Raw genomic sequence first — 20,443 nt, forward strand, 5'->3', positions numbered from 1 at the left:
GGGATGCTCAGCCCGCCCCCGGCTCCCCCACCGGTCAACCGGCGCCGTGCAGGGCCCGCAGACGGGTCTTGTCGATCTTGCCCGTCCCGGCCAGCGGCATGTTGTCCAGCCGGATGATCTCATCCGGCAGCCACCAGGACGCCACCTTGCCCTTCAACGGCGCCAGCAGCGCCTCGTCACTGACCGGTGTGCGCGTTTCCACCAGCAGCACGGGCCGCTCACCCCATTTCGGATGGGTGCGCCCGATGACGGCAACCAGCGACACTTCCGGCAGGCTCCCGACCAGGGCCTCGATCTCCACGGGATTGATCCATTCCCCGCCCGACTTGATCAGGTCCTTGGCACGGCCCGTGATCATCAGGTTGCCGGCCGTGTCGATACGGGCCAGATCACCTGTCGGGAACCAGCCGGCCGCGTCTGTCGCCGGCCGGTCCTGCCCGAAATAACGGTCGATCACGGCAACCCCGCGCACGCGCAGATGGCCTTCCACCCCCCGCTGTTCGGGCAGTGGCACCCCATCCCCATCGGTCAGCAGCAGGTCGACGCCCACCGCCGGCCGGCCGGACAGGGCGGCGTTGCGGACCGGGTCGCCGATGGGGGCCACGGTGCCGGCCGGGGACAGTTCCGTCATGCCCCAGGTGGTCTGCACGATGACGCCCAGCCGGCGCTCGATCCGTTCCATCAGGGCCGGCGGCAGGGGGCTGCCACCGACGATGACCCTTTTCAGACTGGGCAGTTCCCCGCCCACCGCTTCCATATGGTCCACCAGCCCCAGCCAGACCGTGGGCACCCCCGCCCCTATGGTCACCCCTTCGGATGCGATCAAGCGGGCCAGGCTGGCGCCGTCCGTGTGCCGGCCGGGCAGGATCAGCCCGCCGCCCACGGCCGGCATGGCGAACGGCATGCCCCAGGCGCTGGCATGGAACATGGGAACTGCCACCAGCACACGATCGCGTCCCGACAGGGCCATGACATCGGTCTGCAAGAGCTTGGCCGCATGCAGGAAGTTGGAACGGTGGGTATAGGTGACGCCCTTGGGTGATCCCGTGGTGCCGGAGGTGAAGCACAGGCCGGCCGGCGCCGTTTCGGGAAAGCCGCCCCATTGCGCATCACGCGGTGCCGTTTCGATCAGCGGCTCCAGGGATGTGGCCATGGCCCAGTCGTCGGGTGCCGACCCGTCGATGACAAGGACATGGGCGATGCCCGGTGCCAGCGCCGCGACCCGCCGCGCCAGACCCACCTGATCGGCGCTGGCCACCAGGATGCGGGCTTCGGACTGGCCCAGCATCGCTGCCAGTTGCTCGGCCGTCAGGCGGGGGTTCAGCGTGTGGCAGACGGCACCCATCCCCATGACGGCATACCATACCTCCACATGCGCCTGACTGTTCCAGGCCAGCGTGGCAACCCGGTCGCCCTGCCGCATGCCATATCCCGCCAGGATGGAGGATACGGCCAGGCAGCGGTCCATCAGGGCCGCATAGCCGATGCGGGAAGGCTCGGCCCCTTCACGCGCCGTCACGATTTCGGCATCGGGATGCCATTTCGCGGCGTGGCGCAGGAACTGATCCAGCGTCAGGGGAAAATCCTGCATGGTTCCGTCCAGCATCAGCACTCTCCGCCATTCTGCGGCAATACCGGGGATATGACGCCCGTGTTCCAGTTCCATTGCAGGGTGCCCGCTGCCCGGCGGCGGCACATGGCCGTCTCGTGCAGGTCGAACATCCCTTCCATCAGCCGGTGACCCGGCCGGGGGGTGTCGGCGAACGCCATAAAGCCGCGGTCCTGTCCGTAAGCGGGCCAGTCCGGCTGTCCCGTCGCCACGGGTCTGCCGTCACGGGCGAAGCTGGCCCAGTAATCGGTCATGGCCGATGACAGGGCACGCTCGGCCGGGCTGTCCGGCGCCTTGGGCCAATAGGCCGGCGTGTGCTTCATCGTGCCGAAGACATAGGGGATTTCCGCGGCATGGAAGGCGTTCAACCCCTTCTCCGCCGCAGCCGGATAGGCATGGTCGAAGAAATAATAATAGGCGTCACGGCCCAGCGCCGTCTGGTCGCGGACCAGCCGTTCCGACGTCCAGGCGTAAAGCGCGTCGCGCGTCACGGCCAGCATGCTCTCCTCCAGATCGTCGGAGGGGTAGAGCCGCAGGAACGAGCCCGCCAGATCGCCGTATTTCTCCGCGATCACCGTCTCATAGGCCTTGGCATCGGCGGGCTTGGGGGGCAGCAGGTGGCGCAGGGACCGGATTTCCCCGCCATTGAAGCCGGTCAGGATGGGAACGGGCGCCTGTTCGCCCCGGTCGAACACGTCCACCAACTGTCCGGTCAGCACCTTGCCATCCACGGTGCCCAGCGGGAAATAGTTGAGCCGGGCGCCGACATCCGCCAGGGCCTGTGCATCCATGGCCCGCATGGACGCCACGTCCGTCGCACCGGCCTGCGCGACGATATAGGCGCCGATCGCCTCGGCCGCAAACTCGCCATGGTTCGGCTGTTTCAGTTCGGGGCCGGAAATCATGTAGCCGCTCTGCACGATGGCCTTGGCGAACAGCCCCTTGGCCAGGGGCGATGCCATCAGGTACATGACCGACAGCGCACCGGCGGACTTACCCGAAATGGTGACATTGCCCGGGTCGCCGCCGAAGGCCGCGATATTGTCGCGTACCCAGCGCAAGGCCTCGATTTGGTCCAGCAGACCGTAATTGCCGGAAATCCCGTCCGGGTTCTCGGCACTCAGGCCCGGATGCGCCATGTAGCCCAGCACACCCAGCCGGTAATTGATGGAGACGACGATCACCCCGCGCCCAGCCATGGCGGTCCCGTCATACATGGCATTGTAGCCGCGGCCATTGATCAGGGTGCCGCCATGGATCCAGATCAGCACCGGCGCAGCCTTCGCCCCGTTCTGCCCGGCCCCCGTGGGTACCGTGATGTTCAGGGTCAGGCAATCCTCTCCCGTCGCCGGGGGCGGATTGGTATAGACGCTGGTGGTGGTCGCCCTGGGCTGGACGCAGGCCAGGCCGGGTGATCCGGCGTCACGGACACCCTGCCAGGGGGGCAGGGGTTCCGGCGCCTTCCAGCGTCGGGGCCCGACCGGCGGCTGCGCATAGGGGATGCCGTTGAAGACATGTGTGTCGCCGCTGACGCGGCCTTCCAGGATGCCGGCCGGGGCCTGCACCCTGGGATGGTCCTGGGCCGCGGCGCCAAAGGCCAGCAGGCCGGCGGCGGCACAGGCGCCAAGATGACGGGAAAGACGCATCAGAAGGCTCCGTTGCGGCTGGCCTCCCGCTTCAACACCCGCGCCAGCACCAGATAGAGGGCAATGGCCAGGAAATAGAAGGGGATGAGCGTGTAGAAGGCGAGTTGCAGGGAATTGTCGGGGTTGGTGGCCCGGAAATAGTCGCTGGCGGCCCCCAGATATGTCGGCCCCAGCCCCAGCCCGATCAGGTTCATGACCAGCAGCAGCAGCGCGCCGGACAATACCCGCTGATTGGGCCGCACCTCTTCCTGAACCAGCGTCACAGCAGGCGAGAGGAAGAAATAGTTGAGAACGGTGGGGCCGGCCAGGAACAGCAGCGCCAGTTCCCAGCCCGGCGCCCAGACGAAGCCGACGAAGAAGGGCACGGACAAGGCCAGGCCCACAGCGGGAATGATGGCATAGGCCTGTCTGTACCGGGCGGCGAACCGGTCGATCAGCCGGCCCGACGCGAACATGCCGATGGAAATGCCGATGCCGATCAGCAGCGCGTAATAGATGGCCACCTCGCCCAGCGTCATGCCCTTTTCCCGCATCAGGAACAGGACGGTGAAGTTCATGACGGCATAGGTCACGAACTGCGTCGCCCCACCGGCCAGGGACAGCACCAGCAGCGTGGGCCGCCTGAAGAACATGGACACCGTCTCACCAAAGCCGGCCCTGGCCATCGGCTGATGCGGCACCGCGGCAGGCGCGGGCCGGTCCAGGCCGCCGCGCTTTGGCTCGCGGATGGTCAGCCAGACGGCGGCGGCGGCGGCGACGCCGATCAGGCCCAGCACGACGAAGGCGCTGCGCCAGCTATAGGCCGCGGCGATGGAGGCGCCGAAGGCCACGCCCAGCGCTTGTCCCAGCGGCGGGCCCAGGTTGAACAGGCCCAGCGCCGTGCCCCGCCGGCCGGGCGCGAAATAATCGGTGATGATGGCATAGGAGGGGGGAACGCCCCCCGCCTCCCCCACACCCACCGCCATGCGCGCCAGGACAAGCTGGGGATAGGTGGAGGCCATGCCGCAGGCCACCGTCGCCGCACTCCACAGCGCGCAGGCGATCGACAGCACCTTCACCCGGTTGGTCCGGTCGGCCAGCCAGGCCACCGGGATGGAGATGGTGCAGTAGAACAGCGCGAAATAAAGCCCGCTGATCAGGCCCAGCTGACCATCCGTGACGCCCAGATCGTCCTGGATGGGCTTGGCCAGGATCGACAGCAACTGCCGGTCCAGGAAGTTCAGCACATAGACGAAACACAGCATGCCCAGAACATACCAGGCGCGGGCATCAGGGGGCGGGGCCGTGGCGGACGGCGGCGAGGTCGGGGAGACGGTGGTCATGGCTTGACGCTCTTGGCTGCTGCGGAGATCCGGGGTCCCGGCCGCTTCCCATCCCCCATGCGGAAAGACGGGTAGCAGCCGGTGTCCCCGACATAAGACCAGAAATCCGGTCAGAAGGATTTGCGCAGGTTGAGGGCCACGAACCGGCCGATGGGATTATAGGTGCCGCCGATCCCGTCGGTGGCGGGGAAGAAGGGTGGCTTCTTGTCGAAAAGATCGTTCACCTGCAAGGTCAACTGCGTGCCCGCGGTCATGCCGTCGTCCGGCAAGGTCCAGGACACCCGCAGATCGACCGTGGTATAGGGATCGGCCTTGTATTCGCCGAAGCCCGTGGGGGTATTGTAGGTGCTTCGGACACCGGCGCGGTGATTGACGAAGCCGATCACACCGACCGGCCCGGCCGAAGCGCCCAGCGATGCCCGCGCCGTGTAGCGCGGCAGGCCCAGATGCAGGCTGTCCGCCACGGGTGCGCCCGGCGACAATTGCGTGTCGAACTTCAGGATGTAATTGCCGGCCAGACCCGCGAACACCGCACCGAAATCGGTCGCCCGCCGCCAGCCGAGATCGAAATCCAGGCCATTGGTCTCACGGATGCCGAAATTGCCCAGGCGCTGATCCAGCACGTTGCCGATCGACGGCAGTGGCGTGGGCAGGTTGACCGGCGTCGCCTGCGCCAGCAGGGCGGCAAGCTGCGCCGCGGACGGATTGCGATAGACGATCGAGGCGAGCGTCGGATCGGTGAACATGAGATCGGCGGCGGGAACCCCGATCGCGTCGGTGAAACGGATGTCATAGAAGGTGGCGCTGGCACGCATATCCGGCAGGAAATCGGGCAGCCAGTCCACGCCGACCGAGTATGTCCGGGCCTTTTCAGGCTGCAGGCCGCGATTGCCGCCCCGGAAATAGATGGTGTTCACCTGGCCGGCACCGCGCGTCGGATCGCGGGCGACCACGGCCGCCGACGCCGCGTCGAGATAGTAGGCGCCAACGGTCGCCCCGACCTGACGCATGCCCGGCGCCCGGAACGAACGGCCATAGGTGCCGCGGATGGTCAGCCCCGCAACCGGGTCCCAGTTGAAGCCGACCTTCGGATTGGTCGTGGACCCGAAATCACTGTAATGGTCATAGCGCCCGGACAGGGACAGCGACAGGCGATGCAGCAAGGGCGCCTCGTTCTCCGGTCCGACGATCGGCGCGAAGATCTCGCCGAACACCGACTGGATATTGCGGCCCAGATCCTCGGGCACAGGGAACGATCCGACAAAGCCCTGCTGTTCGAACGTCTCCCGGCGATATTCCGCACCGACCGCGAATTTCAGTTCACCGCCCGGCAGGTCGAACAGCGGCCCGTCGATCTTCAGCGCCCCCAGCGATGTCCGCTGCTTGACCGTGACGCTGGTCGAATAATCGGTGATGGCCGCGGCGACCGCCGGTGCCGTGCGCGTACCGAACGGATCGAGCGCCGTGGCCGGCGTGGTCCCGGCCGCCGCAATGGCCAACGCCACAGGGTTGATGTCGGGTATGAAGGCGGTATTGGTCGTCCAGCCGAACGTGCCATAAGCGCTCAGATTGAGCCCCCGCGGCAGTTCCACATCGGCGCCGATCGACGAATTGCCCACCTTCGCCCGGTCGCGGTTGATCACATGGTCGCTGCCATAGAGATTGTCGGTGCGGAACAGAACCGTCGCCTGGGTCGCACCCGTGCCGGCCGGCGCCACGAAGAACGGATTGGTATTGTTGATCGTCACCGCCTGGATGGCCGGCGCGGCCTGGATCTTGTCCTTGCGGTCCGAATAGAGCAGTTCGCCCCATACCGTGACCAGTTCGCCCAGCCTTTGCCGGCCGGTCACGAAGCCGCTATGCATGCGGGTCCTGGGGAACAGGTCGACCGTCGCCCCATTGTCGCAATAATTCGTGGTGTTCGGCGCGAAGCCCGGCGCGGCATAGGTGACGGCACCGGTCTGCGGGATCACCAGATTGGGCGACGGGCAATTGATCAGCCTGCTGTCGACGCCGCCGAAGGGCCGGAAATCCTGGACCCGGTAGTCCCGGTCACTGCCGGTGATGTTGTCGTTCTGAGTATATTGATAGGCTGCCAGGATGGACCCGCTGCCCCAATCCTCCCCGATCAGGCCGCCGGCATACGTGGAATGGTAGCCATCGCCCACACCATAGCGCACATCGGCTTCCGCACCGGAAAAGCGTTGACGGGTGACGAAGTTGACCACGCCCGCGATGGCGTCGGAGCCATAGACCGACGACGCCCCGTCGGCCACAACCTCCACACGCTCGATCGCCAGGCCCGGAATATGGGGATAATCGGGGTTGGTGTCATTGGCGGCGGCGCCGACCAGCCGGTGCCCGTTCATCAGTACCAGGGTCGCGCTTGCCGGCAGGGCGCGCAGGCCCGGCGCGAAGGGGCCGAAGCCGGCACTGCTGGCCCGCGGTGCCGTGTTGAAGCTGTTCAGTTGCGGCACGCTGGCCAGCAGGTCCGGTGTGGTGGCCGCACCGACGGCGTCGATATCGGCCCGCGAGACATTGATGAGATTCGAACCCGTCGGCGGCACGCCCCGGATTCTCGACCCCGTCACGATGATTTCTTCCAGCAGCTCGCCCGATGCCACCGGCGCCTGCACCTGCGCCGATGCCGGCCCGGCCACGGCGAGCATCACCGCCACAAGCGACGTTCCGGACAGCGCGAGCCGCCTCGCGGTCTGCAAGGTCTTCAGCATTCAACTTCCTCCCTGGGGTTTATTTCTGGCTTTCTCAAAGCGATACCGCGGGTCGGACCGCCCGTCAAGTTCATTCATTTAGCAGTAAATGAAAATTCTGCACACGGAACCTCCTCACTTGACCGGACGGGGCCGACGCCCCATCGTCCCTGCTGAATGATCGGATGGGGCGTCCTGCCCGGACGCTTTCGATCGGGAAGGCCGGAGGTTATGGCAGCGAAGCCGAAAATCGAGGGGCGCCGCACGCGCGCGGAGCAGCGGGCGGCAACCGTGAAACTGATCCTCGACACGAGCGAAGACCTGTTCTCGCAGCTCGGTTATTTCGGGGTGACGATCAAGGACGTCGCCGACAAGATGGGCATCCACCCTGCCCTGATCCATTATTATTTCGACGGCAAGCAGGCGCTGTTCGATGCCGTCTTCGAACGCCGCGTCGAATATGCGGTCACCACCCGGACCGCGGCCCTGGATGAATATGAGGCGGCGGTCGGGGATCACCCGACGGTCGAGGGGGTGCTGCGCGCCTTTTACGAGGGGGCGTTCGACATCTACATCAATGGTGGTGACGGCTGGCGCAATTTCGGCCGCATCTTCGCACAGGTGAACAACGCGCCCGGCTATGGCGCGGAGAAGATGGACACCTATTTCGACCCACTGGTCCTGCGCCTGCTGAAGATCCTGAACAAGGCGTTGCCCGACGCGACGCAGGAGGATCTCTTCTGGTGTTTCCAGTTCACGTCAGGCGCTTATACACTGATCCTGTCCCGCACGGGCCGCATCGACCGGCTGTCGGACAACCTGTGCTCGTCCGATGATTTCGAGGCGGCGCGCCAACGGTTCGTGACCTTCATGGCGGGCGGGTTCGAGGCGTTGTACAGGCATCGCAAGCAACAGGCCGGATAGGACCCGGCCTGTTTGTGTTGATCATGCCCGTGGAACCGGTGGCCGGCGCTGTCCGTTGCCGGTCCGGTCCCATGGAGATGGATGGCAGTGTTCCCCTATCTCTTCCTATTCTTCCCTTCTTCCCGTAGTGCAGGAGCACAGGCATGACAGACCAGAGCCAGCGCGGCCCCACCCTGGCACGCACCGTCAACCTGCCGCAGCTGGCGCTCTATGGCCTGGGCAGCATGCTGGGTGCGGGCATTTACGGGCTGATCGGCAAGGCCGCGGGGGAGATGGGCAATGCGGTCTGGCTGGCCTTCCTGGTCTCCATGGTCGCGGCCCTGCTGACCGGCCTGTCCTATGCCTCGCTGGGATCACGCTATCCGCGGGCCGGCGGGGCGGCCTATGTCACCCAGCGGGCCTATGGGCTGCCGCTGCTCACATATCTGGTGGGGTTGACGGTGATGGCATCGGGCCTGACCTCCGTGGCCACGCAAAGCCGGGTGGTGGCGGAAGCCCTGACCCGGCTGCCGCTGTTCGACGGCACGCCCGTGCTGCCCCTGGCGCTTGGCTTCCTGCTGCTGATTGCCGGCATCGTCTATCGCGGCATCAGGGAGAGCATGTGGGTCAACATTCTGTGTACGGTGATGGAGGCGGGCGGCCTGCTGATCGTCATTGCCGTCGGCCTGCCCTATTGGGGCGGGGTGAACCTGCTGGAGGTGCCGCCCGCGTCGGGCGGCATCGGCCCCACCCTGCTTCTGCAGGGTGCCGTGCTGACCTTCTTCAGCTTCATCGGGTTCGAGGATACGTACAATGTGGCCGAGGAGGTGAAGGACCCGCAGCGCACCCTGCCCTGGGCCATCATCATCGCCATGGCCTGCGCCACCGTCATCTATCTGGCCGTGGCCGTCACTGCCGTGTCCGTGGTGCCCTGGCAGGAACTGGCAACGGCGTCGGCACCACTGGTGGAAGTGGCGCATCGCGCCGCCCCGTGGATACCGGGTGCCGTCTTCGTCGTCATCACCGTCTTCGCAGTGTCCAATACGGCCCTGCTGAATTACATCATGGCCTCGCGCCTGGCCTATGGCATGGCGCGGCTGGACCTGCTGCCCCGCGCGCTGGGCCGGGTGCATGCCCGGCGGCGCACGCCGCACGTGGCCATCGCGGTCCTGTTGGCCATCGTGACGGCGCTGATGCTGTCGGGTGACATCGCCCAGTTGGCGTCGGCCACCGTGCTGCTGCTGCTGGCCGTCTTCACCATCGTCAATGTGGCGCTGCTGGTGCTGCAGCGACGCACGGCGGAGGTCAAGGGCGCCTTCGAGGTGCCGTCCTTCGTGCCGGCGGCTGGTGCCGCCATCTGCGCGCTGCTGTTCTGCAACCGGCTTTTCACCGGCGACTGGCAGGCCCCGGCGCTTGCCATCGGGCTGCTGGCCGGTATCGTCGTGCTGTATCTGGTCATGCGCCCGAAATGCGTCGACAAGCTGGACGAGGCCGAAAGCCTGCCGCTGGAATGAAGCAACACCCCGTTCCAGCGGCGTCCGGTCATCCCCGCCCCGTGGCCAGCGCGGCCGGGTCGGCCGTCATCAGGAAGGCGGTCAACTGGACGAACATGGCCACCTGCCGGCAGAACGATCGGGCATCGAACCGGTCCAGCCGTCCGGAAAAGGCCCAATAGGCACCCAGGTCGCCCTGCACGCCGTATGTCGGCAGGCCCAATGCCGGCCCCTCCTTGGACATGCCGTACCATCGCCCCTGCGAGGCGCCGCGCCGGCCAGGCCGGCCGGGCGAGCGGATCACGGCCGAGCGCACCTGGTTTTCCGCCGCGGCCCGGCAAGCCTGATCGATCATGGTCCGGTTGGCGCTGGCATAGATCCAGGTGGGCAGCGACCGGCCGCTGGGCCGGATCTCCTCCCCGTCGGCCACATATTCGATCTGGCCCATATGCTCCATGGCGACCAGTGCCATGACCTTGTCGCGGGCACCGGGATTCTTCACGAAATAATCCTGCTGTTCCCAGCGCTTTTCCGCCCCCGGCATGAAGTGCCGGCAGTCAAGCTCCAGGAAAAGCGTCCGGGGCCGGTCCTGCCGGGGAATGTTCGCCATATAGCCGACAACGCCCAGCAACCCCAGCGCCCCGTCATCCTGGCTGATCGACGGGCCGTCGGTATGGGTGCGGAACTGGATTTGCTGGTCCCGGCCGGTGCCATAATCCCGGCCCGGCAGGAAGGCGACGAGCTGATAGGCCTCCGATTGCTGCTCCACGCCTTCCACCCGGACCGTCGCCGCCCGGTTCGCCCGCGCCGCAGCGACAAGCGCGTCGCCGTTGGCGCGATCCAGATAGATCGCCGGGAAATCATAATGGTCGGGCACGGGAAAGGTGTGCAGGCCGGCCGTCGCCGCCCGGTTCAGGTTCATGGCGAAGACCACACCGGCCGGCCGGCCGGTGGCGATCTCGGCGATGAAGGCCGAGGTCGCGGTCATCTCATCCCATACAGCGGCGGAGATGGACCCGGTTCCATCCTGGGCCTGCGGTACCGGCTGCCCTTCGACCGGGTGGCTGTCAAAGGGGGTCGCGCATTCGTAATCGCTATCGACGAAGGCGGATCGCAATTCCGCCCGCGGCACGGGGCGGAAAACCACGATCCGGCCCGTCACGTCCGGCCGGGCCACGGGGTCCCACAGGACCAGCGGAGCCGTGACACCCTGCGGCCCGGTGAGGGCACAACTGGCACCGACACTGGCCACCGGCACGGGCCGGCCGTCCAGGACCAGTCCCCATTTGGAGGTATCCGGCCAGATCCCGCTCTCCCGCCGCGCGAAGTGCCAGGAAGAGCGATGGATATCGACACAGCCAAGCCCTTCCAGCGCCGTTTCCAGAAAGCCCATGAAATGGTGCCAGGAGGCGTTGCCGGTCAGGGCCGGTCCCGGCTCATCCTTGATCCGGTGCCAGCGGGTGGCTTCGGCTTCCGAAACGATCCAGTCCCGCCTGACCCGGTCCAGCCCGGCGACAGCACCGGCACCGGCTCCGGCGGGAAAGACCGGAAGGGCGGCGGCACCCAGACCCAGCATGAGGCCCCGTCTCGTCGGCCCTCTCATGCCCCGTGCTCCACCGGCATATGCCGGGATCGCCGGCTCAAGGCCACGATGCTGAAGAAGGAAACGGCGCACATGGCGAACAGATACCAGGAGATCGACAGAGTCGACTGATAGTGCGCATAAAGCGCCGTGGCGATGATGGGGGCGAAACCGCCACCAACCACGGAGCCGACCTGATAGCCCAGCGATGCCCCGGAATAGCGGACATCCGCCGGGAAAAGCTCGGCGAACAGCGCCGCCTGCGGCCCGTACATCATGCTGATGAACAGCATCTTGACGGCGATGGCCAGGGTGATGAGCAGCGGCGACCCGGTCTCCACCAACGGGAACAGCGCGAAGGCCCACAGCCCGCTCAACACGGCGCCGATCATGAAGATGCCCCGCCGGCCGTACCGGTCGGAAATGCCGCCGCAGATGATCAGAACCGGCAGCATCATGCCACTGGCAGTCATCACTGCCATCAGCATCGTTTCCTGCGCGATGCCCAGCGTGGCCGTGCCATAGGCGACGATATAGGTGATGGCGATGTAAAAGCAGGTATTGTTGGCGACGAAGGCGCCACCGGCCAGCAGCACATCCGCCCAATGCTCCCGCAGGACCTTGGTCAGCGGCAACTCCCTGGCCTTGCCAGCCGCCTCCGGCTTGGCCCCCACCGCCCCCGGCTTGGGCCCCACCGCCTCCGGCTTGGCCCCCACCGCCTCCGGCTTGGGCCCGAACGCCTCGGGCCGCACCTTCCTGAACTCTTCCGGTTCTTCCAGGCGGCGATGCACATAGGAGCCGATCAGGACCAGGACCACGGAAAGCAGGAAGGGAACCCGCCAGCCCCAGGATTGGAATGCCGCCGGCGAAACCGCCTCGCTGACCAGCAGGAAGACGGTATTGGCCAGGACAAGGCCGACCGGCACGCCGATCTGGACGAAGCTGCCGTAATAGCCGCGCCTGTTTGCGGGCGCACTTTCGATGGCCATCAGCGCGGCCCCACCCCACTGCCCGCCCACGGCCAGCCCCTGGGCGAAGCGCAGCAGCACCAGGGCCAGCGGCGCCAGCAGCCCCGCCTGATCATAGGTCGGCAACAGGCCGATACAGGTCGTGGATATCCCCATGATCAGCAGCGCGGTCGACAGGGCCCGCTTGCGGCCGAACATGTCACCCAGATGGCCGAACAGGATGCCACCCAGCGGCCGGACGATGAAGCCGACAGCAAAGGTGCTGAAGGCCGCGATCTGCGCCATGAGGGGCGGCAGGTCTGCCGGGAAGAACTTGGCCGGGAACACCAGTGCCGCAGCCGTACCGTAGATGAAGAAATCATACCACTCTATGGCCGCCGCGGCCCCTGCCGTGGTCGCCACCTTGGTGGTGGACGCCGTTTTTTTCCCCGCCGTCATGGCTGGTCCCCTTCAATTCTTCCGCATCCGCGGCAAAGGCTCAACGCTGCGCGGCGACGTAGGCCGCACCCTGGCGGCCGACGATCCCGACCAGGTCACCGATGGCCAGGTGCATGTCGATGCGATGCAGGCCCCAATCGGAAAACCGGCGCCCGTTCACGACCACGTCGCCGGGAATGTCGTGCGTGCGCACATCATCCGGTGCCGCGTGTATATGCACGGCAAGGTAGCTGCCATCCGCCGTCGTCACGCATTGGGCGCTGAGCATGCCGGGCATGGACACGAAAGGCGTGTCGATATGCTGCCCGTTGCGTGTCCAGGCAAAGCCGGCATCCGCCCAGGGCCCGAGATCGGTCTGGAAATAGCTGTCCAGCGGCGCCGGGCCACCGGCCAGGCTGGCGGGATTGGTGCAGAGGCCACGGGCATCGGGGAAGGCGCGCATCGTCGTCGGCTCCACCCCCCGGCCGAACAGGCTGCTGTCCGACGGCGGGGCCGTGTCCCGGAACGCCGCATAGGAGATGACGCAGCCCGTCTGGTCCGCTGCGCGGCAGGCCGGAATATGCTTCAGCGAAGCGCCGACATCGGCCCCTTTCGGCACGACGATGTTGGTGCCCGGCAGGATGGCCGACACAAGCTGCTTCTGCACCGGCTTGCCATCGATTTCCGCCTGGATCAGGGCCAGCAGCACGGCCGCCCCCTGGCTGTGGCCGATCAGCACGACGCCGCGGCCCTTATTGTCATGCGCCATGTAGTGGCGCCAGGCCGCCAGGACATCGCCATAGGCCAGGTCACGGTCGGCCACGGGTCCGGCCCTGCCGCCCATGCGGGCATGCAGCGAGGTCAGCGTCGCCTGCCGGTAGAGCGGTGCGAAGGTCCGGCACTGCGCCCCGAAACGGGCGAACTGCACCTGCGCCACGAATGTTTCCTCGCGCCCCGCCACCAGATCGCTGTTGCCGCCGGGATCGGTCGATACGGTGGGATAGACATAGAAGCAGTCCACGGCCGGGTCGGTGGCCGGGACGAAGGCTTCCCGCGTCACCGTCCCGTCGGCGGCAATGGAAGTGCTGGTCAGGTCGTGGGCGCAGGCATCATCGCGGCCGGGACGGCACAGCCAGTTGGCATCGATGCTGTAATCGGCCGCCGGCACCGCCTCCTGGGCCTGTACCGGCAGCGGAAGCCAGAGTGCGGCCGCCAGCAGCCCCCCTTTCCACAATCCAGTCATGTCATCCTCCCTCGTTCTTGTCGTTACGGCCGATGGTGCCGACGGGCAATCGCCGTTCCTCTCCCGTCGGGACGGGAGAGGAACGGCGCCGATGGTCAGCGGGACGGAGCGGCGCCGGTGCCGATATCTGCTCGCACCGGGACCTCTGCAACGCCGCCGTACTCCGCGTGCAGCCGCGCCTTGTCGATCTTGCCCGTGGCCGCCACGGGCATGGCGGGCACCCGCACCACGGCGTCGGGCAGCCACCAGGAGGGGACACGGGCACGCAGCGTATCCAGCAAGGCCGCGTCGGCGATATCCGCCCCCATGCTGGCCTCGATGATCAGAATGGGCCGCTCACCCCATTTGGGATCGGCCCGGCCCACGACGGCCACCTGGGCCACCTGCGGCAGGGCGCCCACGATGGCTTCGATCTCGCCGGGATTGATCCACTCGCCACCCGATTTGATCAGGTCCTTGGCACGGCCCGTGATGGTGATGTTGCCCTGGGCGTCGATGCTGGCCAGGTCGCCCGTATCGAACCAGCCATCGGCATCCACGGCCGGTTCCTCCCGCCCGAAATAACGCTGGACGACGGCGGCGCCCCGCACCCGCAGCCTTCCTTCCCGGTCCCGCTGTTCGGGCAGCGGCACCCCGTCGGCATCGGTCAGAAGCAGGTCGACGCCGATGGGCGGGCGGCCGGATTGAGAGGCCCTGCGCACCGCCGCCGTCGGGGGAGAGGCGGTGCCCAGCGGCGACAGTTCCGTCATGCCCCAACTGGTCTGGATAATGACGCCCAGCCGCCGTTCCAGCCGCTCCATCAGCGCCTGCGGCACCGACGCGCCGCCGATCATCACCCGCCGCAGCGATGGCGTCTCACCACCCGTCCGGTCGAGATGGTCGGCCAGCCCCAGCCAGACCGTCGCCACGCCGGCCGCCACGGTCACGCCCTCCCGGTTGATCAGGTGGGCCAGGCTGGCCCCGTCCTGGTAGCGGCCGGGCAGCACCAGTGCCGCCCCCGCCGCCGGCGCGGAAAAGGGAAAGCCCCAGCCATTGGCATGGAACATGGGCACGGCGACCAGGACGCGGTCGGCGGATGTCAGGCCGCAGGCATCGGCCTGCAATTGATGGACAGTATGCAGATAATTGGACCGGTGGGTATAGGTGACCCCCTTGGGGGCGCCCGTGGTGCCCGAGGTGAAACAGAGGCCGGCGGGTGCATTCTCGTCGAACCCGCCCCAGCCGGCTGCCCGGCCATGGCTGGCCAGAAGATCCCCGTACCGCCAGACGCGGGCCGGACCGCAGTCGGAAAGGTCCGGTGCGTGGCCCGGCTCGTCCAGCACCACGACATGCCCGATGCCGGGACAGGCAGCCACCAGGGTCCGCGCCACCCCCACCAGATCGGGACTGACGGCCAGCACCCGGTTGCCGGCCTGACGGATCATCGCGGCCAGATGGTCCGGCGACAGGCGGGGGTTCAGCGTGTGGCAGACGATCCCGACGCCGACGGCCCCGTACCAGCATTCCATGTGCGTCTGGCTGTTCCAGGCGAGCAGGCCCAGATTGTCACCCGCCCGCAGGCCCAGCGCCTGCAGGGCGCCGGACAGAAGACGGGCACGGTCGCGCAGGTCCGCATAGCCGATCCGGCCGGTGACCCCGCCGCTGCCGGCCGTCACCACCTCGGTGGTGCCGTGCCATTTGGCTGCATGGTCGATGAAACGGTCCAGCGTCAGCGCATAGGGCTGCATGGCGCCGGCCGGCAAAGGCATGGTCATGTTGTTGCGTCACTCCCGCAGGACACTATGTGATTTCCTTCTGCCTAGTGGCCTTCGCCTCACGGCAGATCGCCTCGAAACCGGCGGCCATGAACTTCGCCATGTGCCGGCGGATGGAGACGAAATCGTCGGAGGAGCAGAGTCCGTGGGACAGTTCGTCCAGACGGCCCGTGCGCGCCATGTTGTGCGTCATGGCACCGGAGACGAAATGATAGCCCCAGAAGATCGTCTCCTCGTCGCAATCCGGCATCGCCTTCTTCAGCAGATCGATCAGGGCCAGGACGACGGGGTTGAAATATTTGGTCATTTTCTCGGCACCCCAGCCCGCGGCGCTGTTGGCCTGGGCCGCGATCTTGCCAAAGGCCCGCCACTGGTCCGTTTCCTCGATCTGCACATCCAGGTCGGCATCTATCCAGGCGGCCAGGGCCCCCTCCACCGTGATCCTGTCACCCGCCTCCTCGGCATAGCGGCGCATCGATTCCAGGCGGTTGCGGGCGGAGATGGGGGCCTTGCGGGCCCAGACCGCCTCGCAGATGCTGTCCTTGCCGCTGAAATGGTAATGGATCAGCGTGGAACTGACGCCGACACGGGCAGCGACATCCTTCAAGGTGAAACCGTGATAGCCGAATTCGGCAAAAAGCTGCTCGGCCGCATCCAGGATGCGTTCGATCGATGCCTCGCGGACACGGGCTTTATGGTTTCTGCCACGGACAGGTTGTTCAATGTCGCTCATGAATTCCAAACTCCCGAACTGGGGTCGCGGGGCGGAGGGCTGCCACGCCATCCGCCCTGCTTCGCCAGATACGGTTAAAAGGCTGAGAACCCGATGTCGAGACGCCAACCGCGCCCCTGCTGACGCCGGCTGGCGACCAGCGCATCTGCATAAGCGAAGGGACCGGCCTGCAGGCCGCTTCCCGCCACGGGACGCCCCGCGATATCCAGATAGGGGGCCTCCCGTGCGGCATAGCGGGGCCAGGCGGCCTCCCCCGGCGCGCGGGGGACGCCGTCACGCACGAAGGACAGCCAATATCCCATCATGGCGGCCGACAACCGGGTCTCGTCCGCCGTCAGGGGAGGCCGGGGCCAGTTGGGGCCCAGGGCGGCCTCCGGTCCGACCTGACCAAAGATGTAGGGGATCTCACTGGCATGAAAGGCCGCCAGACCCCGTTCCCGCTGTGCCGGCGTGCTGTGCCGGAAATAATAGAGATAGGCCGCCTGCCCCACTGCCGCCTGCTGGCGAGCCACATATTGCGCGGCCCAGCCATACAGCCCGTCACGGATGGAGGCCGCGGCATCCTCCCTGGGATCGTCACCGGGATAAAGGGACAGGAAAGCCGCCGCCCCATCGCCGAAGCGCCGCCGCACGTCCGCCTGATAGGCCGCCTTGGTGTCGGGCACATTCTTCGGCATCAGGAAGGGAAGCGACCGGATCTCCCCCTCGTTGAAGCCCGCCAGGACGGGAACCCTGGCCTGTTCCCCCAGCGCGAAGGTGTCGGCCAGTTGCCGCTTCAGCGTGACGCCGTCGATCACCGGCTCCGGCGCCCAGCCCGTTGCCATGCCAGCCCGGAACAGGCCCACCAGATCGGCGGCGCGCAGGGACGCGACATCGGTGGCACCCGCCGCCGCGCCCAGCGCCGCGCCCATCGCCTCGGCGGAGGCCAGGCCCAGCACCTCCTCCCGCAGGGCACGATAGGCCGGCATGTAGCCGCTCTGCGTGATCGCCGCGCGGAACAGGCCATGGGCCTGCGGGCTGGCCATCAGGGCGATGGTGCTGAGACCACCGGCGGATTCCCCGGCGATGGTGACCTTGGCCGGATCCCCGCCGAAGGCGGCGATATTATCGCGAACCCAGCGCAACGCCTCGATCTGGTCGAGAAGTCCGTAATTGCCGGAAAGCCCATCCGGGGCTTCCGCGCTCAGCGCCGGATGGGCCAGGAAGCCCAGCAATCCCACCCGGTAATTGATGGAGACGAAGACCACGCCCTGCTGCGCGATCTTCGTCCCATCATAAAGCGGCTCCGAGCTGCCGCCGCCCATCAGGGCGCCGCCATGGATCCAGACCATGACCGGCAATTCCCTGGCCCCGGCCGGAGCCCAGACATTCAGGGTCAGGCAATCCTCCCCCGACGGGGTCATGCCGCCATAATAGATGCTGGTGGGCACCGGTGGCGGCTGCAGGCAGGATTTTCCGAACGCCGTTGCATCGCGCACGCCCTGCCAGGACCCGGCCGGCACCGGCGGCCGCCAGCGGCGGTCCCCGGTCGGCGGCTCGGCATAGGGAATGCCCTTGTAGGACAGGATGGCAGCATCCGCCAGTGCCGTGCCCTGCAGCACGCCTCCGGCCACGCGCACCTGCGCCGCCAGCTCTCCCCGGGCCGGGACCGTGACGGTCCCGGCGGCGATGACCAGACAGAGACCGGCCGCCGCCAGCCATCCCCGGCGCAGCGTATCCTTCACCGCCGCCCTTACCACAGGCTGTACCCCAGCCGGACACCGACCGTCAGGGGCCGTGTGATGGTGTGGCGGCTATAGACGAAGGCTTCCGGATGAACATAGGTGACGGCCCGGCGGTTGGTCAGGTTCTCGCCATAGAGCGTCATGGTGACGTCGCCGAAGGTGGCGCCCGTCTGCAGGTTGAAAAGCGTGTAGGCGTCGGTGCGCGCATAGGTCGGCCGGGGCACGCCCGCCGAGCCGGGGGTGTTGGGGAAACCGACGGGGAAGGACCCGACATGCTGGATCTGGAAACTGGTGAAGGCCGGCGTGTCGGCGAACAGGGTGTAGCCATAGCTGCCGAAGAACGACCCCTGGACATGCGGCGAGGCCAGCCGGACACCCTTCACCGCACCGGAAATCTGGGCCTCCTGCGGGGACAGCTTTGTCACCTTCGCATCATTCAACGCGGCGTTCAGCCCCAGGGTCAGCCGGGGGATCGGCCGCAACGTCACCTCCGCCTCCAGCCCCTTGCTGACCGCGCCGCCGATATTGGTGGCGAACTGGACACTGTCCGACACACGGTTGGCCTGCACCTGAAGGTTCTTCCAGTCGATGTAGTAGGCGGCCAGATTGGCGGTCAGCTTGCCACCCAGCCAATAACCCTTCACGCCGGCCTCATAATTGGTCAGGTCGTCGGAACTGGCGCCGGAGGGAATGACGAGGTCGTTGGGGTTGAGGGTGCTGACACTGCCGGCACGCACATTGTAGACGGGCGTGCGATAGCCAGTGGATACCGTCGCATAAAGGGTCAGGTCGCGCGACGGCTCATAGCTCAGGCTGGCCTTCCAGGACCCCTTTTCCGCCGACGGGTTCTCCCGGGTGACCGGGGTGGTGGGCACCACGGCCAGCGGCCCGCTGAAACCGCCCAGGGCATAGGTGAAATAGGCCGAATTGAAGCCCGACAGCACATCCACCTTGGTCTTGTACTTGCCATACCGCAGGCCGCCGATGGCGGACAGCTTGTCGGTGATGCGATAGGTCAGTTCCCCGAAACCAGCCAGTTCATAGGAACTGGCATCGGTCACGTTGGACATGAAGGTGCCATCGGCCCGCAAACCCGTGATCCCGCGCGCAGCCAGGAATTCCGGCGTTGATGCCTGGCGCGCATCCAGGAACTGGTCACGGTGCAGATAATAGGCACCCACCGTCCAGTCCAGCCTGCCACCCGTGTTGGAGACCAGCCGCGTTTCCTGGACGAAATTCTTCCAGGTCCCCGTATTGAACAGGTTGTAGGGAATGGCGAGGTTGAAGGTGCCGGACAGATCGACGTCGAAATGCCCCTTCTGGTGCCCATAGCTGCTCGAACTGGTCAGGTGCGCCCAGTCGAAATCATAATCCAGGGTCAGGTTGTAGAGCTGCGTTTCCGACGTATAGAGATCGGGCATCGTGGTGTAGCGCTTGCGCTTGCCCAGCGATGGCGTCACCAGCGAGGCATCCTGCGGCTGGCTGTCCTCGTAAAGACCCATCAGGCGCAGGCTGAGCCGGTCGGTCGGCTTCCACAGCAGGGTCGCCCGGCCACCCCAGCTTTCCAGCGTATTGGCATTCTTCACACCCGTGCCGACATTGTCGACATAGCCGTCCTCGTGACGATAGAAGCCGACCATGCGCAGGCCCAGCTTGTCCTCCACCAGCGGCACGTTCACCATGCCGTTATAGCGCTGGCGGATGCCCTCCGACGCGGGCGTATAGCCGCCATCCACGGACAGGGCCGTGTCGGTGCGCGTCAGGTCGGGATTCTTGGTCAGGATGCGCAAGGCGCCGGAGAGCGAACCCGATCCGAACAGCGTGCCCTGGGGACCGCGCAGGAATTCCACGCGCTCCACATCGAACAATGTGGGGTCGAGCGTCACCGAATTGCCGATGGTGGTCAGCGGCAGGTCGTCGAGATAGATGGTTGTGGTGCTTTGCAGCCCGGCATCATAGCCGTTTACGGAAATACCGCGGGTGGTGATGCTGAGATTGTTGCTGCTGCGATGGTCCATGACCACGCCGGGCGTTTCCCGCGTGATCCCCTCTACACTGACGATGCCCTTCTGGGTCAGGTCGGCCTGCGTGAACGCCGTGATGGAAAGGGGTACATCCTGCAGGCGTTCGGCGCGGCGGGTGGCCGTCACCACGATCTCCTCAAGCGCGAACCCCTCGTTCGACGGGGTCGTCTGCGCAATGGACGCGGGCACGCCGGTCAGCAGCGCCGCGACCGACGCCGTCCAAGCTAGATATCTCAATTTGTCCTCCCTTATGCGCCCGCGTCTTGGGTGACGCTGTTTCGCATGCAGGCAAACAGTGGCATGACCTGGCGCAG

At 66.6% G+C, this 20,443-nt stretch carries 13 protein-coding genes; 2 read left to right on the forward strand and 11 right to left on the reverse strand.

The features are described from left to right. Positions 1-34 precede the first annotated feature (34 nt). The 4 genes from ABC728_RS25420 to ABC728_RS25435 all read right to left on the reverse strand — a co-directional run bounded on the left by ABC728_RS25420 (position 35) and on the right by ABC728_RS25435 (position 7,309). Positions 35-1,606, reverse strand: coding sequence for an AMP-binding protein (locus tag ABC728_RS25420; protein WP_416621871.1), 1,572 nt, complete (start codon positions 1,604-1,606; stop codon positions 35-37). Further along, the gene (locus ABC728_RS25425; protein ID WP_445376543.1) at positions 1,606-3,255 is read right to left on the reverse strand and encodes a carboxylesterase/lipase family protein; all 1,650 of its coding nucleotides are present in this window, start codon (positions 3,253-3,255) and stop codon (positions 1,606-1,608) included. Before ABC728_RS25425 ends, ABC728_RS25420 begins: the two co-directional genes overlap by 1 nt. Further along, on the reverse strand, positions 3,255-4,577 hold the full coding sequence (locus ABC728_RS25430; RefSeq protein ID WP_445376544.1) for a spinster family MFS transporter: 1,323 nt from the start codon (positions 4,575-4,577) through the stop codon (positions 3,255-3,257). Before ABC728_RS25430 ends, ABC728_RS25425 begins: the two co-directional genes overlap by 1 nt. 110 nt (positions 4,578-4,687) lie before the next feature. Further along, the gene (locus ABC728_RS25435; protein WP_416621073.1) at positions 4,688-7,309 is read right to left on the reverse strand and encodes a TonB-dependent receptor plug domain-containing protein; all 2,622 of its coding nucleotides are present in this window, start codon (positions 7,307-7,309) and stop codon (positions 4,688-4,690) included. Positions 7,310-7,519: 210 nt separating this feature from the next. Here ABC728_RS25435 and ABC728_RS25440 point away from each other — a divergent pair, with 210 nt between their 5' ends. Both ABC728_RS25440 and ABC728_RS25445 read left to right on the forward strand, forming a co-directional pair. Then, on the forward strand, positions 7,520-8,212 hold the full coding sequence (locus tag ABC728_RS25440) for a TetR/AcrR family transcriptional regulator (protein WP_416621074.1): 693 nt from the start codon (positions 7,520-7,522) through the stop codon (positions 8,210-8,212). Positions 8,213-8,355: 143 nt separating this feature from the next. Next, positions 8,356-9,705 (forward strand): APC family permease, encoded by a 1,350-nt coding sequence (locus ABC728_RS25445; RefSeq protein WP_416621075.1) that lies wholly within the window; start codon positions 8,356-8,358, stop codon positions 9,703-9,705. Between the two features lie 28 nt (positions 9,706-9,733). On the opposite strand, the gene ABC728_RS25450 is transcribed toward ABC728_RS25445, so the two are convergent. The 7 genes from ABC728_RS25450 to ABC728_RS25480 all read right to left on the reverse strand — a co-directional run bounded on the left by ABC728_RS25450 (position 9,734) and on the right by ABC728_RS25480 (position 20,366). Further along, positions 9,734-11,287 (reverse strand): hypothetical protein, encoded by a 1,554-nt coding sequence (locus ABC728_RS25450; RefSeq protein WP_416621076.1) that lies wholly within the window; start codon positions 11,285-11,287, stop codon positions 9,734-9,736. Next, complete coding sequence (locus tag ABC728_RS25455; RefSeq protein WP_416621077.1) at positions 11,284-12,672, reverse strand: MFS transporter; 1,389 nt, start codon at positions 12,670-12,672, stop codon at positions 11,284-11,286. The genes ABC728_RS25450 and ABC728_RS25455 overlap by 4 nt, the downstream gene beginning before the upstream one ends. Positions 12,673-12,712: 40 nt before the next feature. Continuing rightward, positions 12,713-13,894 carry a DUF3089 domain-containing protein gene (locus tag ABC728_RS25460; RefSeq protein WP_416621078.1) on the reverse strand — a complete coding sequence of 394 codons (1,182 nt, stop codon included), beginning with the start codon at positions 13,892-13,894 and terminating at the stop codon, positions 12,713-12,715. A gap of 95 nt (positions 13,895-13,989) precedes the next feature. After that, positions 13,990-15,648 carry an AMP-binding protein gene (locus ABC728_RS25465; RefSeq protein ID WP_416621079.1) on the reverse strand — a complete coding sequence of 553 codons (1,659 nt, stop codon included), beginning with the start codon at positions 15,646-15,648 and terminating at the stop codon, positions 13,990-13,992. A 25-nt stretch (positions 15,649-15,673) separates the two neighbouring features. Next, positions 15,674-16,381: a TetR/AcrR family transcriptional regulator gene (locus ABC728_RS25470; RefSeq protein WP_416621080.1), complete on the reverse strand. Its 708-nt coding sequence runs from the start codon at positions 16,379-16,381 to the stop codon at positions 15,674-15,676. Positions 16,382-16,455: 74 nt separating this feature from the next. After that, positions 16,456-18,105 carry a carboxylesterase/lipase family protein gene (locus tag ABC728_RS25475; protein ID WP_416621081.1) on the reverse strand — a complete coding sequence of 550 codons (1,650 nt, stop codon included), beginning with the start codon at positions 18,103-18,105 and terminating at the stop codon, positions 16,456-16,458. An 8-nt stretch (positions 18,106-18,113) separates the two neighbouring features. Beyond that, positions 18,114-20,366 (reverse strand): TonB-dependent receptor, encoded by a 2,253-nt coding sequence (locus tag ABC728_RS25480; protein WP_416621082.1) that lies wholly within the window; start codon positions 20,364-20,366, stop codon positions 18,114-18,116. Between the last annotated feature and the right edge of the window lie 77 nt (positions 20,367-20,443).

The sequence above is a fragment of the Niveispirillum fermenti genome (genome assembly GCF_052474395.1).